The sequence below is a fragment of the Pseudomonas sp. SDO5522_S412 genome, assembly GCF_054071215.1.
In genome coordinates this window covers 24,701-40,533 of record NZ_JBSVWQ010000004.1, presented here as the reverse complement: position 1 = coordinate 40,533, position 15,833 = coordinate 24,701, and the positions used below count along the sequence as shown (strand labels likewise).

13 protein-coding genes and 2 pseudogenes are annotated in these 15,833 nt (G+C 62.9%); 10 read left to right on the top strand and 5 right to left on the bottom strand.

The features are described 5' to 3' along the window. The first annotated feature begins 334 nt into the window (after positions 1 to 334). The 5 genes and pseudogenes from ACW9I6_RS02075 (at position 335) to ACW9I6_RS02055 (ending at position 3,728) form a co-directional block, all read left to right on the top strand. Positions 335 to 1,309, top strand: a complete 975-nt coding sequence (locus ACW9I6_RS02075; RefSeq protein WP_003216236.1) for a 2-hydroxyacid dehydrogenase — start codon at positions 335 to 337, stop codon at positions 1,307 to 1,309. A 28-nt stretch (positions 1,310 to 1,337) separates the two neighbouring features. Then, positions 1,338 to 1,436: pseudogene (locus ACW9I6_RS02070) on the top strand (outer membrane lipoprotein carrier protein LolA); the annotation flags it as partial. Between the two features lie 51 nt (positions 1,437 to 1,487). Further along, entirely contained in the window at positions 1,488 to 2,390 is a 903-nt protein-coding gene (locus tag ACW9I6_RS02065) for a chemotaxis protein CheV (RefSeq protein WP_102369883.1), read from the top strand. Positions 2,391 to 2,393: 3 nt separating this feature from the next. Continuing rightward, the gene (locus ACW9I6_RS02060; RefSeq protein ID WP_457338796.1) at positions 2,394 to 2,876 is read left to right on the top strand and encodes a GNAT family N-acetyltransferase; all 483 of its coding nucleotides are present in this window, start codon (positions 2,394 to 2,396) and stop codon (positions 2,874 to 2,876) included. A gap of 108 nt (positions 2,877 to 2,984) precedes the next feature. Beyond that, the gene (locus ACW9I6_RS02055) at positions 2,985 to 3,728 is read left to right on the top strand and encodes a YkgJ family cysteine cluster protein (protein WP_003216242.1); all 744 of its coding nucleotides are present in this window, start codon (positions 2,985 to 2,987) and stop codon (positions 3,726 to 3,728) included. Between the two features lie 3 nt (positions 3,729 to 3,731). On the opposite strand, the gene ACW9I6_RS02050 is transcribed toward ACW9I6_RS02055, so the two are convergent. From ACW9I6_RS02050 to ACW9I6_RS02035, 4 genes and pseudogenes are all read right to left on the bottom strand, one after another. Beyond that, on the bottom strand, positions 3,732 to 4,871 hold the full coding sequence (locus tag ACW9I6_RS02050) for a methyl-accepting chemotaxis protein (protein WP_457338802.1): 1,140 nt from the start codon (positions 4,869 to 4,871) through the stop codon (positions 3,732 to 3,734). Positions 4,872 to 5,024: 153 nt separating this feature from the next. Continuing rightward, a pseudogene (locus ACW9I6_RS02045) lies at positions 5,025 to 5,306 on the bottom strand (PAS domain-containing protein); the annotation flags it as partial. A 107-nt stretch (positions 5,307 to 5,413) separates the two neighbouring features. Continuing rightward, positions 5,414 to 6,205, bottom strand: coding sequence for a transporter substrate-binding domain-containing protein (locus ACW9I6_RS02040; protein WP_457338795.1), 792 nt, complete (start codon positions 6,203 to 6,205; stop codon positions 5,414 to 5,416). A 169-nt stretch (positions 6,206 to 6,374) separates the two neighbouring features. Beyond that, on the bottom strand, positions 6,375 to 6,617 hold the full coding sequence (locus ACW9I6_RS02035; protein WP_457338794.1) for a hypothetical protein: 243 nt from the start codon (positions 6,615 to 6,617) through the stop codon (positions 6,375 to 6,377). 214 nt (positions 6,618 to 6,831) lie between these two features. On the opposite strand from ACW9I6_RS02035, the gene ACW9I6_RS02030 reads away from it, so the two are divergent. Genes ACW9I6_RS02030 through ACW9I6_RS02015 form a run of 4 tightly spaced genes read left to right on the top strand, consistent with a single transcriptional unit; the run spans position 6,832 to position 13,153 of the window. Next, positions 6,832 to 7,998 carry an efflux RND transporter periplasmic adaptor subunit gene (locus ACW9I6_RS02030; protein ID WP_457338793.1) on the top strand — a complete coding sequence of 389 codons (1,167 nt, stop codon included), beginning with the start codon at positions 6,832 to 6,834 and terminating at the stop codon, positions 7,996 to 7,998. Beyond that, on the top strand, positions 7,995 to 11,090 hold the full coding sequence (locus ACW9I6_RS02025; protein ID WP_008434191.1) for a multidrug efflux RND transporter permease subunit: 3,096 nt from the start codon (positions 7,995 to 7,997) through the stop codon (positions 11,088 to 11,090). The genes ACW9I6_RS02030 and ACW9I6_RS02025 overlap by 4 nt, the downstream gene beginning before the upstream one ends. Positions 11,091 to 11,121: 31 nt before the next feature. Continuing rightward, entirely contained in the window at positions 11,122 to 11,799 is a 678-nt protein-coding gene (locus tag ACW9I6_RS02020) for a heavy metal response regulator transcription factor (RefSeq protein WP_003216255.1), read from the top strand. Continuing rightward, the gene (locus tag ACW9I6_RS02015) at positions 11,789 to 13,153 is read left to right on the top strand and encodes a heavy metal sensor histidine kinase (RefSeq protein ID WP_003216256.1); all 1,365 of its coding nucleotides are present in this window, start codon (positions 11,789 to 11,791) and stop codon (positions 13,151 to 13,153) included. Before ACW9I6_RS02020 ends, ACW9I6_RS02015 begins: the two co-directional genes overlap by 11 nt. Positions 13,154 to 13,165: 12 nt before the next feature. Here ACW9I6_RS02015 and ACW9I6_RS02010 read toward each other — a convergent pair whose 3' ends face one another. Next, a complete protein-coding gene (locus tag ACW9I6_RS02010) occupies positions 13,166 to 14,134 on the bottom strand; it encodes a LysR family transcriptional regulator (protein ID WP_003216257.1) in 969 nt (322 codons plus the stop codon). Positions 14,135 to 14,316: 182 nt separating this feature from the next. On the opposite strand from ACW9I6_RS02010, the gene ACW9I6_RS02005 reads away from it, so the two are divergent. Then, positions 14,317 to 15,828 carry an efflux transporter outer membrane subunit gene (locus ACW9I6_RS02005; protein WP_032899258.1) on the top strand — a complete coding sequence of 504 codons (1,512 nt, stop codon included), beginning with the start codon at positions 14,317 to 14,319 and terminating at the stop codon, positions 15,826 to 15,828. The last annotated feature ends 5 nt before the right edge of the window (positions 15,829 to 15,833 follow it).

The following is a 15,833-nucleotide window of genomic DNA, read 5'->3' as shown; positions in this document are numbered from 1 at the left end:
GTCAATTGAAACCGGCCAGTGTTGTTGGGGTTCCTGGCCTTTTTTCAGCGCAAAAAAAAGCCGCTGAACTCAGCGGCTTTAAGACAGATTCCCAGTGTAGAGCCCTGGAAATAAGTCGAGGGAAATCGGGGGAGAGCGGGTCGGTCTTAACCGCTGCGCTCATCGATGCGACAAATTAGCGCAGGTGAGCGGTGCGATACAGAGTGTAACAAGATAATGACTGTTGCCCAAATCGCAACAGTCTGGCTGTGGGGTGTGAGGGCCGGCCTGACAAGCCCTACCCAAGAATGTTAGCGTGCTTGCCATTCCCACGTAGTCGATGAGCCTGCCTTCCATGAAAAAGACCGTCCTCGCCTTCAGCCGCGTCACCCCGGAAATGATCGAACGCCTGCAACAGGATTTCGATGTCATCGCCCCCAACCCCAAGCAGGGCGACATCAACGCCCAGTTCAACGAAGCCTTGCCCCATGCCCACGGCCTGATCGGCGTAGGCCGCAAACTGGGCCGCGCGCAACTGGAAGGTGCGAGCAAACTAGAAGTGGTTTCCAGCGTGTCGGTGGGCTACGACAACTACGACCTGGCGTACTTCAATGAGCGCGGGATCATGCTCACCAACACCCCGGATGTGCTCACCGAAAGCACCGCCGACCTGGCCTTCGCCCTGCTGATGAGCAGCGCCCGCCGCGTCGCCGAGCTGGACGCCTGGACCAAGGCCGGCCAGTGGAAAGCCAGCGTCGGCGCGCCGTTGTTTGGCTGTGATGTACACGGCAAGACCCTGGGTATCGTCGGCATGGGCAACATCGGCGCGGCGGTGGCCCGTCGGGGTCGCCTGGGTTTCAATATGCCGATTCTGTACAGCGGCAACAGCCGCAAGACCGAACTGGAACAGGAACTCGGCGCGCAGTTTCGCAGCCTCGACCAGTTGCTGGCCGAAGCCGACTTCGTCTGCCTGGTGGTGCCACTGAGCGAGAAAACCCGCCACCTGATCAGCCATCGCGAGCTGGGCCTGATGAAATCCAGTGCGATCCTGGTGAACATCTCCCGTGGCCCGGTGGTGGATGAGCCGGCGCTGATCCAGGCCCTGCAAAACCAGACCATCCGTGGTGCCGGCCTGGATGTGTACGAGCAGGAGCCGCTGTCCGAGTCGCCGCTGTTCCAGCTGAGCAATGCGGTGACCCTGCCGCATATTGGCTCGGCCACCAACGAGACCCGCGAAGCCATGGCCAACCGCGCCCTGGAAAACCTGCGCAGCGCCTTGCTGGGCGAGCGTCCGCAGGATCTGGTAAACCCGCAGGTGTGGAAGGGCTGACGACTGCTTGTTGTAGGTAGGAGCGAGCTTGCTCGCGAAAAGCGTCAACGATAACGCGGGCAGCCTGGATAAACACAGCGCCCTCAGGTTCTTCGCGAGCAAGCTCGCTCCTACAGTTTTTCGCGTGCAAGTCGATAACGGTCTATAGATCGTCATCCCTGATCCACAGAAGGTTTTTATGTCCACCACCAAAGCCCGCGCAGATTCACTCTCGCTTCTGCTCTTTACCTTGCGCAGCGGCAAGCTGATGGCGATCAACCTGCTGAAAGTCAGTGAAATCATTCCCTGCCCGCCGCTGACCAAGCTGCCGGAGTCGCACCCCCACGTCAAAGGCATCGCCACCTTGCGCGGCACTGCGTTGTCGGTGATCGACCTGAGCCGCGCCCTGGGGGAAATGCCCCTGCAAGACCCGGACGGCGGCTGCCTGATCGTCACCGATGTAAGCCGTTCCAAGCAGGGCCTGCATGTGCAGGCGGTGAGCAAGATCGTGCACTGCCTGACCACCGACATTCGCCCGCCGCCGTTTGGTTCCGGCGGTACGCGTTCGTTTATCACCGGTGTGACCCAGGTCGAAGGCGCCCTGGTGCAAGTGCTGGACATCGAGAAAGTCATCCACGGCATCGCCCCGGCGCAGATCGAAGCGGCGCCCACCGACCTGACCATGGAAGAGGCCGAAGTGCTGGGCAACGCCCGAATCCTGGTGGTGGACGACAGCCAGGTAGCGCTGCAGCAGTCGGTGCACACCCTGCGCAACCTCGGCCTCACCTGCCACACCGCCCGCAGCGCCAAGGAAGCCATTGACCGTTTGCTGGAGCTGCAAGGCACCGTCGAGCAAATCAACGTGGTGGTCTCGGACATCGAAATGTCCGAAATGGACGGCTACGCCTTCACCCGTACCCTGCGGGAAACCCCGGACTTCCAGGACCTCTATGTGCTGCTGCACACCTCCCTGGACAGTGCGATGAACAGCGAAAAAGCCCGCCTGGCCGGTGCCAATGCGGTACTCACCAAGTTTTCTTCGCCGGAACTGACCAAGTGCCTGGTGGTAGCCGCCCAGACCGTGGCGCAACAGGGCCTGTGACCGGTGGGTGAATATTTCCAGCTGCTGCGCCGCGACCTCACCGGCAGCCTGCCCGCCCCGCAATGGCCGGCGGATATCCAGCTGGATCATTACCGCGAAGCCATGGCCCCGGCGATCCACGCGGTATTGAGCCTGGCCCAGGAACAAGGCGGCGGACGGGTCGGCTCCCTTGAGCACTGGCGCCAGCAGTTCGTTACCGATGCCGAGTTCGACCCAAAACTGTGCCTGGTGGCGAGTAACGCCAGCGGCATCCTGGGTGTGTCCCAATGCTGGACCAGCGCCTACATCAAGAACCTGGCCATTCTCCCCTGTGCCCAGGGCATGGGGTTGGGCCGTGCGTTATTGCTGCACACCTTCCAGGTGTTCAAGCAACGCGGCGAAGCGTTTGTCGACCTCAAGGTGCTGGAGTCCAACTTGCGGGCACGGCAGTTGTATGAACGTGCGGGCATGGTGTTTGTGCTTCGCGACCTTGTCCCCGAGGACTGACGGCGCTGGCGCATAACTTGCTTTGCACAGAGGCAGAACGGTGAACAGAGGCAAAAACCCGCCACCGTTCATGAGTGCCTTCTGACCTTGCCTGGTGACAGATCCTCCATGAATACCCATTTTTCCTGCGTCGGTTGCGGCAAATGCTGCACCGACCACCATGTGCCCTTGACCCTCGAAGAAGCCCGCAGCTGGGCGGCTGACGGCGGTAATGTCATCGTGCTGGTGGAAGGTTTCCTGGGCAGTGGCCTGGGGCTGCCCGAGTTGCAACGTGACCACGCACAACGCCGTTCCGCCATCGTGCCCAGCGGCAATACCGAGGCGTATGTGGCAATCACCTTTGCCGCCTATAACGCCGGGCGCTGCCGGAATCTTGACGAAGACGACCGTTGCCGCATTTACGAGCGGCGGCCGTTGGTGTGCCGCATCTACCCGATGGAGATCAATCCGCACATCCCGTTGAACCCGGCAGCCAAGGACTGCCCGCCGGAATCCTGGGAGCAGGGGCCGGCGCTGATCGTGGGGGGCGAGTTGATGGACAAGGAGCTGGCCGAGTTGATCCGCCGCTCACGCCAGGCTGACCGCGATGATATCCAGGCCAAGGAAGCCGTGTGCGGGTTGCTGGGCATCCATACCACGGCGCTCAAGGGCGATGGGTTTACCGCGTACTTGCCCGACATGGGCCTGTTTGCCCAGGCGATCGAGTTGGCGACGCAAGAAGTCGTGCAGGCCAATGAGTGGGTGTTTCATGTGTCCGGGATGGACATTGCCGAGCAACTGCTGGATGCCGGCGCCCGGATTGCCACCGAGGTGCCGGCGAACTACGCCTTCATTTCATTGCGGGCGGCTTAAGCGCTAGCGGCGCTTGCCCCAGAATTCCTCCGCCAACCGCCGCAAGTCATCCGCCAGCCCCGCCACGTCCCCTGAGCTGAGCTGGCTCTGCTGGCCAGCGCTGACCGTCACTTCCCCGGCATTGCGAATGCCGATGATGTTGCGATTGATGTCTTCGCTCACCGCACTCTGTTCTTCCACCGCCGCCGCGATCTGCTGGCTCATGGCGGTAATTCGGGTCACTCGCTGGCTGATCCCATCCAGTGCGGCAGCGGCGCGCTGGGCCTGATCGACGCTGGCCTCCACATGCTGGCTGCTTTGCGCCATCGCCTGCACCGCATCCCGGGCGCCGCCTTGCAGGGTGCTGATCATGCGCTGGATCTCATTGGTCGAATCCTGCGTACGCTGGGCCAGGCCTCGTACCTCATCGGCCACCACGGCAAACCCGCGTCCTTGCTCCCCGGCCCGCGCCGCTTCGATGGCGGCATTCAGCGCCAGCAGGTTGGTCTGTTCGGCAATCGCCCGGATCACTTCCAGCACCCCGGAAATATCGCCGCTGTGGCTTTCCAGTTGATGGATCACTGCGGTGGCCCGCGCCAGTTCGTCGGACAAACGCAGCACCGCGTCGCGGCTTTCATCCACCCGTTGATGGCCCTCGCGGGTTTCGCTGCCGGCCTGGTCAGCGGCCCTGGACGCCTGCAGCGCGTGCTCGGCGACTTGCGCCACGCTGGCGGCCATTTGATTGATCGCAGCGGCGACCTGATCCGTCTGGGTCTGTTGGCCGAGGCTGCTGGTGTGGCTGCTGTCCAGTTGTTGCACCAGCGCCGCGGCATGGCCGGACAGACGTTGCGACGCATCGCCAATCCGGCCGACCACCGCGCCCACCTGGGCCTCCAGCATCTGCATGGCAAACTCGATACGCCCGAACTCGTCCTTGCGCCCGGTGTAGATCGCCTGGCTCAGCGGGTTATCGGCAATCAGCCGTGCCCGCTGGTTCAACTGTGCCAGGGGCCGTAACAAGCCGTGCACACCCGCTATCCCCGCGGCGCAGGCCGCCGTTCCCGCCAGCAGTTGCCAGGTCAGCGAATAAGGCGCCAGCCCAAGGCCCAATGCCCAGGTTGTGGCGCAAGCCCCCAGGACCCATGCCGACAGCTTGAAGGTCATGCCCACCACGGGCCGTGCTCGCCGAGTGCCGGCACGCAGGCGGGCATAGGCCCGTTCGGCCCGATGCACCCGCCGTGCATCGGGCTTGGTGCGCACCGATTGATACTCCACCGTCACGCCGTCCCGGGTGACCGGCGTGGCATAGGCACTGACCCAATAGTGATCGCCGTTCTTGCAGCGATTTTTCACCATACCCATCCACGAGCGACCGCTTTTCAATACCTGCCACATGTGCGCAAACGCCGCGGCCGGCATGTCCGGGTGACGCAGCAGGTTGTGCGGCGTGCCCAGCAGCTCCTCGCGGGTGTAGCCGCTGATATCGATGAAGTCCTGGTTGGCGTAGGTAATTGCGCTGGTCAGGTCGGTGGTCGAGAGGATATTGGCGTCGGGGGCAAAATCCACATTTCGACCGGTGACCGGCAGATTGATCTTCATGGAAAAGCGCGCTCGTGATTGTTGGAGGAGTCGGCAGGGCGTCGACTCTAAGCGCACCGGTTGGGCAAATACTGATCCAGCTCATGTTCCGCGCAATTAATTGGCCATTACGGTCTGGAGAGCGGCGCGTCCAGCCGGTAGGGCTCGATGATGCGTTGGTATTCGCCGCTCTGCTTCAGTTGCTCGAGGGCGTGATTGAGGGCGCTGCGCAAGGCGGTGTCGGGCTTGCGCAGTGCGATCGCCACGCCGTTACCCAGCAGTTCGGTGGAGACGTGAGGGCCGAGGAAGTCGAAAACCTGACCATCAGCGGTGTCGAGCAGCGCCTCACGGATTTCCACGGTGCCTTGCAATGTTGCATCGATGTCGCCTGCCAGCAGGCTGCGGATCAACTCGTCATTGCGCCAGAATGCCTTGACGATGACCCCCTTGGGCGCCCACTTCGACAGGGCGAAGGCTTCGCGGTTGCTGCCCACCAGAACGCCCACGCGCTTGCCCTTCAGTGACCGTGGGGTCGGCTTCAACCCCGATGTCTTGCGAGCCACCAGGCGCGTGGTGATCGGATAAAGGTTATCGGTGAAATTCACCCGCTGGCGCCGTTTCAGTGTAGCGGCCATGCCCATGATCGCGTCGAATTGCCTGGCTTCAAGGGCGGGGAAGTTTTCCACAAGGACCTGGTCGACCCAGGTACACCGCACATTGAGCTGTATGCACAGGGCATTGCCCAGCTCGATGTTCAGCCCTGCAAGCTGGCCATGTTGATTGCGGCTTTGGAAGGGTGGAAATTGCGCAGCAACGGCGAAACGAATTTCATGCCGTGGTTGACCGCTGGCCGCAGTGGTGGAGAAAACGCTGGCCATCAGCGACAACAACAGCACGACACAGGTGCGTATCAGAACCACAGGGGACGTCCTTTTCCAGAAAACCAGCTTTACCACGTCCAGCCCCGAGCGAAAGAGTCGGGGCAAGCGGGTGTCATGCAAGCTTTCAAGAATTGGCCGCAGGCCTACAAGGCGAAAGGTCAGTAACTGTTGTAGGCATAAATCTCCATTGCGGAGGATTTATTACCGGTCAGCGCTTGCCCATCGAGCGACGGGTGCCGGGAGGCGCCATGCCCGGGCTCTTGGTGTGGCCGTTCTTGGCGCCGTTTTTGTACCACGGCTGGCTGGCGTTTTTCGCCCCGGCCAGTTCGCCCGGCTTGAACGGAAACTTGAACGCCGGGATCTCGGCCTTGGTTTCGCCTTCGACGCTGTCAGGGTTGGCCTGTTGGTCGATGTCGACCGCTTCAACAGCGGGTTGTGTCAGGGAATTCATGGAAGCTCCGGGGAGTACTGAAAATGACGCGGGCCCGACTTGCAGGCCACACCGCCGCGCAGTATACCTGCGCGCCTCGGATCTTTAACCACTGCTCGTACGAATGGTCGGACTTTACTGACGGCGCTGTCAGTTAGCAGTCACTTTGCTGACCCGGTTGGCGGGCTATAAAGAGCCTTCATTCTTCCGATCCTTTGCCCTGGCGCCTCACCCCATGCACATTCAACGAAAACCTGCCTTGATCTTGGGCGTCCTTGTGGTACTGGCCGTGGTTGCCTGGGTGGTGACCCGCCCGGCCAAGACCAAACTGACCGCATCGTCGGCGATCCCGGTGCGGGTGATCAGCGTCAAACAGCAGGACATCCCGCGGTTTGTCAGCGGCATCGGCTCGGTGCTGTCGTTGCACAGTGTGGTGATTCGCCCGCAGATCGACGGCATCCTCACCAAATTGCTGGTCAAGGAAGGTCAACTGGTGAAGGCCGGTGACCTGCTGGCGACCATTGATGACCGCTCGATCCGCGCCAGCCTGGACCAGGCCAAGGCGCAACTCGGGGAAAGCCAGGCGCAACTGCAAGTCGCGCTGGTCAACCTCAAGCGCTACAAGGAACTGAGCATCGACGACGGCGTGTCCAAGCAGACCTATGACCAGCAACAAGCCCTGGTCAACCAGCTCAAGGCCACGGCCCAAGGCAACCAGGCCGCGATTGATTCGGCCCAGGTGCAGCTTTCGTACACCCAGATTCGCTCGCCGGTTACCGGTCGCGTCGGGATTCGCACAGTGGATGAAGGCAACTTCCTGCGCATGAGCGACACCCAGGGCCTGTTCTCCGTGACCCAGATCGACCCCATTGCCGTCGAGTTCTCCCTGCCGCAACAGATGCTGCCGACCCTGCAAGGCCTGATCGCCGCGCAACTGCCCGCCGACGTCAACGCCTACATGGGCGCCGACACCGACGGCCAGACCGGCGACCTGCTGGGGGAGGGCCGCCTGAGCCTGATCGACAACCAGATCAGCGGCACCACCGGCACCATCCGCGCCAAGGCCGAGTTCAGCAACGGCGCACAGAAACTCTGGCCGGGGCAGTTGGTGACGATCCGCATCCAGACCGCCCTGCACAAGAATGCCCTGGTGGTGCCGCCTACCGTGGTGCAACGCGGCCTGGATTCGCACTTCGTGTACCGGCTCAAGGGTGACAAGGTTGAGGTGGTGCCGGTGCAGGTGCTGTACCAGAACAGCGACATGAACATCCTCCAGGGTGTGCAGGCCGGCGATGTGCTGGTCAGCGACGGCCAGTCCCGGCTCAAGGCGGGCGCCCAGGTCGATGTGCTCAAGGAGCCGCCGCAGGTGATCCAGACCGTTGATGCCAAGGTGCAGCCATGAGCGGCAGTCGTTCGCCATCGGCCTGGTGCGTCGACCACCCGGTCGCCACCTTGCTGCTGACCTTCGCTTTGGTATTGCTCGGGATGATTGCCTTTCCACGCCTGGCCATCGCCCCACTGCCGGAAGCGGAATTTCCGACGATCCAGGTCAGCGCCACGCTGCCCGGCGCCAGCCCGGACACCATGGCCTCATCCGTGGCAACGCCGCTGGAGGTGCAATTCAGCGCCATCCCCGGCATGACCCAGATGACCTCCAGCAGCGCCTTGGGCTCCAGCCTGCTGACCCTGCAATTCACTCTCACCAAGAGCATCGACACCGCCGCCCAGGAAGTGCAGGCGGCGATCAACACCGCGTCCGGCAAACTGCCCAGCGACATGCCGAGCCTGCCGACCTGGAAGAAAGTCAACCCGGCGGACAGCCCGGTGCTGATCCTCAGCGTCAGTTCCGACAGCATGCCCAGCACCGAGCTGAGCGACTACGTGGAAACCCTGCTGGCCCGGCAGATCAGCCAGATCGACGGGGTCGGCCAGATCAACATTACCGGCCAGCAACGCCCGGCCATCCGGGTGCAGGCGTCGGCCGATAAACTCGCGGCCATCGGCCTGACCCTGGCGGACGTGCGCCTGGCGATCCAGCAATCGAGCCTGAACCTGGCCAAGGGCGCGATCTACGGCGAGAACAGCGTGTCGACCCTCTCGACCAACGACCAGTTGTTCCACCCCGAGGATTACGCCCAACTGATCGTGTCCTACAAGGACGGGGCACCTGTACAGCTGCGGGATATCGCCAAAGTCATCAACGGCTCGGAAAACGCCTACGTGCAGGCCTGGTCCGGCGACACCCCAGGCGTCAACCTGGTGATCTCCCGCCAGCCCGGCGCGAATATCGTCGAGACCGTGGACCGCATTCAAGCCGAACTGCCGCGCCTGCAAGCCATGCTGCCGGCCTCGGTGCAGGTCAGCGTGTTGACCGACCGCACCAAGACCATCCGCGCGTCCCTGCATGAAGTGGAAGTGACCCTGCTGATCGCCATCCTGCTGGTGGTGGCGGTGATGGCGCTGTTCCTGCGCCAGCTGTCGGCCACGTTGATCGTGTCCAGCGTGCTCGGCGTGTCGCTGGTGGCCAGTTTTGCCCTGATGTACCTGATGGGCTTCAGCCTGAACAACCTGACCCTGGTGGCGATCGTGATCGCCGTGGGGTTTGTGGTGGACGATGCGATCGTGGTGGTGGAGAACATTCACCGCCACCTGGAGGCGGGCCTCGACAAGCGCGAAGCCGCGATCAAGGGCGCGGGTGAAATCGGTTTTACCGTGGTCTCCATCAGCTTCTCGCTGGTGGCGGCGTTTATCCCGCTGCTGTTCATGGGCGGTGTCGTGGGGCGGTTGTTCAAGGAGTTTGCCTTGACAGCCACCTCGACCATCCTGATTTCGGTGGTGGTCTCGCTGACCCTGGCGCCGACCCTGGCCGCATTGTTCATGCGCGCACCAACCCATCATGCCCACGACAAACCCGGTTTCAGCGAACGCCTGCTGGCCGGCTATGCGCGCAATCTGCGCCGCGCCCTGGCCCATCAACGCACCATGGCCGCGATCTTCATGGTGACCCTGGCCCTGGCCGTGGTCGGCTACGTGTTTATCCCCAAGGGTTTCTTTCCGGTACAAGACACCGGCTTCGTCCTCGGCACCAGCGAAGCGGCGGCCGACGTGTCGTTCCCGGACATGGTCGCCAAGCACAAGGCAATCGCCGAGATCGTCAAGGATGACCCGGCGGTGGAAGCGTTCTCCCATTCGGTGGGTGTGACCGGCAGCAACCAGACCATCGCCAACGGCCGGTTCTGGATTGCCTTGAAAGATCGCGGGGATCGCGACGTGTCGGCCAGCCAGTTTATCGACCGGATCCGCCCGAAACTGGCGAAAGTGCCGGGCATCGTCCTGTACCTGCGGGCCGGCCAGGACATCAACTTAAGCTCCGGCCCCAGCCGCGCCCAGTACCAGTACGTGCTCAAGAGCAATGATGGCCCGACCCTGAATACCTGGACCCAGCGCCTCACCGAAAAACTGCGGGCCAACCCGGCGTTCCGCGACCTGTCCAACGACTTGCAGCTGGGCGGCAGCATCACCCACATCAGCATCGACCGTCAGGCCGCCGCGCGGTTTGGCCTCACCGCCACCGATGTGGACCAGGCACTGTACGACGCCTTCGGCCAGCGCCAGATCAACGAATTCCAGACCGAGATCAACCAGTACCAGGTGGTGCTGGAACTGGACACCCAGCAACGCGGCAAGGCCGAAAGCCTGAACTACTTCTACCTGCGCTCGCCGCTGACCAACGAGATGGTGCCGCTGTCGGCGGTGGCCAAGGTCGACCCGCCCACCGTCGGGCCCTTGTCCATCAGCCATGACGGCATGTTCCCGGCGGCCAACCTATCGTTCAACCTGGCACCCGGCGTCGCGTTGGGCGATGCGGTGATCCTGCTCAACCAGGCGAAGAATGAAATCGGCATGCCGACCACTATCATCGGCAACTTCCAGGGCGCGGCCCAGGCGTTCCAGAGTTCATTGGCCAGCCAGCCCTGGCTGATCCTCGCGGCACTGGTGGCGGTTTACATTATCCTGGGTGTGCTGTACGAGAGCTTCGTGCACCCGCTGACGATCATCTCCACCTTGCCGTCGGCGGGGTTGGGGGCGCTGATCATGTTGTCACTGATGGGCCAGGACTTTTCGATCATGGCGTTGATCGGCCTGGTGCTGCTGATCGGGATCGTGAAGAAGAACGGTATCCTGATGATCGACTTCGCCCTGGACGCCCAGCGCGTACGCGGCCTGCCGCCCGAGGAAGCGATTTATGAGGCGTGTGTCACGCGGTTCCGGCCGATCATCATGACCACCCTGGCCGCCCTGCTGGGTGCGGTGCCGCTGATGCTGGGCTCCGGCCCCGGCGCGGAAATGCGCCAGCCGCTGGGTATCGCGGTGGTGGGCGGGTTGCTGGTGAGCCAGGCGCTGACGCTGTTCACCACACCGGTCATATACTTGTACCTCGAGAAGTTTTTCCACAGACCCAAACCAGCTCCCCAGCTGGCAATCACACACTGAGGCTGAGGCCCCGTCCTGGAACAAAAGGCTCATGCGTGTACTGATTATTGAAGACGAAGAAAAAACCGCCGACTACCTGCACCGCGGCCTGACGGAGCAAGGCTATACCGTCGACGTCGCCCGTGAAGGCGTCGAAGGGTTGCACCTGGCCCTGGAGAACGATTACGCGGTCATCGTGCTCGACGTGATGCTGCCCGGCCTGGATGGCTTTGGTGTATTGCGCGCGCTGCGGGCGCGCAAGCAGACGCCGGTGATCATGCTCACCGCCCGCGAGCGCGTGGAAGACCGTATTCGCGGCCTGCGCGAAGGCGCGGATGATTACCTCGGCAAGCCGTTCTCGTTCCTCGAACTGGTGGCGCGCTTGCAAGCCCTTACCCGTCGCAGTGGCGGGCATGAGCCGGTGCAGGTGACCATCGCCGACCTGTGGATCGACCTGATCAGCCGCAAGGCCAGTCGCAACGGCGTTCGCCTGGACCTGACCGCCAAGGAGTTCTCGCTGCTCAGCGTATTGGCCCGGCGCCAGGGTGAAATCCTGTCCAAGACCTCGATTGCGGAAATGGTCTGGGACATCAATTTCGACAGTGACGCGAATGTGGTGGAAGTAGCGATCAAACGCCTGCGGGCCAAGCTCGACGGGCCGTTCGAACAGAAACTGCTGCACACCATCCGTGGCATGGGGTACGTGCTGGAGAACCGCAGTGTCGGCTAACTCCATCGCCCTGCGCCTGAGCGGCATGTTCACCCTGGTGGCGCTGCTGATCTTCCTGTTGATCGGCGGCGCGCTGTACCAGCAGGTGGACAAAGGCCTGGGCCTGCTGCCGGGGGCCGAGCTGGATGCGCGCTACAGCGTGCTGGAGTCTTCGGTCAATCGCTTCGGTACGCCGGACCATTGGGCGAAGATCACCGCCAAGCTCAAGTTGTTGGGAGAGGAAGACAAGCGCATTCGCTTCTGGGTGGTGAGCAGCGACCCGACCTACGAATACGGCAACCCGGACGCGCAGATTCGCGCCTTCGCCGCCGGCCCGACCGGCAAGCGCGACTTGCGCCTGCCGGGCCATGCCTACCCGTTCAAAGTATTGGTCAGCCAGTTTCCAGCCAAGGAGCAGCGCCCGCCGCTGCGTTTCCTGATCGCGGTCGACACCGAGAACTTCCGCGCCACCCAGCATCAACTGCTGGTGGCGCTGATCGGCCTGGCGTTTGTCGGCGTGCTGCTGGCCTCGCTGCTGGGGTTCTGGGTGGCGCGCATCGGTCTCAAGCCGCTGATCAAGCTGTCGGACGAGGCGCAGAAGCTTGCACCGCCGAAACTCTCCGGGCGCCTGCAATTGTCGCCATTGCCGCCGGAGCTGAAGCAGTTCGTCAACTCCTTCAACTCGACCCTCGACCGGGTGGAACAGGCCTATTCGCGCCTGGAGTCATTCAACGCCGATGTGGCCCATGAGCTGCGCTCGCCGCTGACCAACCTGATCGGCCAGACCCAGGTGGCGCTGACCCGTGGGCGTTCGGCCGAGCATTATTTCGAGGTGCTGCAATCGAACCTCGAAGAGCTGGAACGGCTGCGCTCGATCATCAATGACATGCTGTTCCTGGCCAGTGCAGACCAGGGCAGCAAGGCCACCAAGCTGATCACCAGTTCGCTGGCGGATGAAGTGGCGACCACCCTGGACTACCTGGACTTTATCCTCGAGGACGCCCAGGTGCAGGTGCGTGTGACCGGCGATGCCCAGGTGCAGATCGAGAAGGCGCACTTGCGCCGGGCGTTGATCAACCTGTTGAGCAATGCGGTGCAGCATACGGCGCCTGGCCAGGTGATCGAGGTGAAGATCGAAGTGCTGGAGGACCACGTGGCGATCGGGGTGACCAACCCGGGCGATGAGATTGCCAGCGAGCATCTGCCCCGGTTGTTCGAGCGGTTCTATCGGGTGGACGCGTCCCGCAGCAATAGTGGGGCGAATCACGGGTTGGGACTGGCGATCGTCAAGGCGATCGCGTTGATGCACGGCGGAGATGTGTTTGTGCGCAGCGAGGGCGGCGGCAACACCTTTGGCATTACGCTGCCGGTGTAGCGGCTGCCCCCCTCAGTTACTCAGTCGTACCCCGCCCAAACTGCCACTTAGCTCATAGGCCGCCAGTTCCGCCTGATGCGCGGCCATGATTTCCGGCAGGGAACTGCGCAGGTATTCCACCCACGTCTTGATCTTCGCATCCAGGTATTGGCGCGACGGGTAGATGGCGTACAGGTTGAGCTCCTGGGAGCGGTAGTTGGGCATCACCCGCACCAGGGTGCCGTTGCGCAGCCCTTCAATCGCCGCATACACCGGCAACAGGCCAACGCCCATGCCGCTGGTGATCGCGGTTTTCATCGCATCCGCCGAGTTCACCAGGAACGGTGAGCTGTTGATCGCCACACTTTCCTGGCCTTCCGGGCCATTGAACGACCATTTATCCAGCTGAATCACCGGGCTGACCAGGCGCAGGCACGCGTGGTTGAGCAGGTCGCTGGGCCGTTGCGCGCAGCCGTTGGCCTTGACGTAGGCCGGCGAGGCACAGGCGATGCTGTAAGTTATCCCCAGGCGCTGCGAGACAAACCCCGAATCCGGCAACTCGCTGGCGAGCACGATGGACACGTCGTAACCCTCATCCAGCAGGTCCGGCACGCGGTTGGCCATGGTCAGGTCAAAGGTCACGTCCGGGTGGGTGCGGCGGTAGCGGGCAATCGCATCGATCACGAAGTGCTGGCCGATGCCGGTCATGGTGTGCACCTTCAACTGCCCGGCAGGGCGGGCGTGGGCGTCGCTGGCTTCGGCCTCGGCTTCCTCGACGTACGCCAGGATCTGCTCGCAACGCAGCAAATAGCGCTTGCCGGCCTCGGTCAGGGCGATGCGGCGGGTGGTGCGGTTGAGCAAACGGGTTTGCAGATGGGCCTCAAGGTTGGAGACCGCGCGCGAGACGTTGGCCGTGGTGGTGTCCAGTTGCACGGCGGCGGCGGTAAAACTGCCGGCTTCGGCCACACAACTGAAGGCGCGCATGTTTTGCAAGGTGTCCATTAAGGTGCTCTCAGGGGAGATGGCAAATTGTGACACGAAGTTGCAGGATCCAGTGATCCCTACGAACGGATTATCGCCTGAACGGTAACAAAGATTCACAAGAATCCCACCTTATCGCCATCCGGCCCGCCCCTTAGAATTGCGCCACCTTCCCCGCAACACCCTCTCAGGAATTCGCAGCAGTGCCGCGTCGCATCAGCAGAGAGCTGAAGACTCTCAGTGTTTGGGCCTTATCGTTAGCAATCAGCGGCTGCATCGGAACCGGAGGAATTGCCCCTCAAGGCCAGTCACTCGTCGCCAATTCATTGGCCACCGACGAGGCGATCAAAAGCGCTGCCCAGGACGCCCACTGGCCCACCGCGCAATGGTGGCAAGCCTACGGCGACCCGCAACTCAACCACTGGATCGACCTCGCCGTGCAAGGCAGCCCGAGCATGGCCATGGCCGCTGCACGTGTGCGTGAAGCCCGGGCCATGGCCGGGATCGCCGAGTCGGCCGAGTCGTTGCAGATCAATGGTGATGCCACGCTCAAGCGCCATAACTGGCCCAGCGACCAATTCTACGGCCCGGGCGCGCTGGACAATTCCACCACCTGGGACAACAACGCGTCCCTGGGGCTGAGTTATGCCCTCGACCTCTGGGGCCGCGAAAGCAACGCCACCGAGCGCGCCGTGGACATGGCCCACATGAGCGCCGCCGAAGCGCGCCAGGCGCAGCTCGAATTGCAGAACAACGTGGTGCGCGCCTATATCCAGCTGTCGTTGCACTTCGCCCAGCGCGATATCGTGGCCGCCACCCTGGCCCAGCAACAACAGATTCTCGACCTTGCGCAAAAGCGTTTGAATGGTGGGATCGGCACCCACTTCGAAGTCAGCCAGGCCGAGACGCCGCTGCCGGAAACCCATCGCCAGCTGGACGCCCTGGATGAACAGATCGCCCTGAGTCGCAACCAGTTGGCCGCGCTGGCGGGCAAAGGGCCGGGGGCGGGCGCGCAGTTGCAGCGGCCCACCTTGTCCCTGGCCGCGCCGCTGAAACTGCCGTCGAGCTTGCCCGCCGAACTGCTCGGCCAGCGCCCGGACGTGGTCGCCAGCCGCTGGCAAGTGGCGGCCCAGGCCCGTGGCATTGATGTGGCCCACGCCGGTTTCTACCCCAACGTCGACCTGGTGGGCAGCCTCGGCTACGTCGCCACCGGCGGCGGGATGCTGAGTTTCCTGACCGGCAAGAAACTCAACTACACCGCCGGCCCTGCCATCAGCCTGCCGATCTTCGACGGTGGCCGCCTGCGCTCGCAACTGGGTGAAGCCAGCGCCGGCTACGACATCGCCGTCGCGCACTACAACCAGACCCTGGTCAACGCGCTCAAGGGCATCAGCGATCAGTTGATCCGCCGCGAGTCGATGGACAAGCAGCAAGCCTTCGCCGCCGAATCCGTGGCCTCGGCGCAGAAAACCTATGACATCGCGATGATCGCCTACCAGCGCGGCCTCACCGACTACCTCAACGTGCTGAATGCCCAGAGCCTGTTGTTCCGCCAGCAGCAGGTGCAGCAGCAGGTCCAGGCTGCACGCCTGAGTGCCCACGCCGAACTGGTGACCGCGTTGGGCGGTGGCCTCGGTGCCGGCAGCGATGTGCCTCAGGACAGCCAGACCTTACCGAGCAAGACCCCGGCGGCCCTCGCCGTGTTTGATCACTGAGTAGG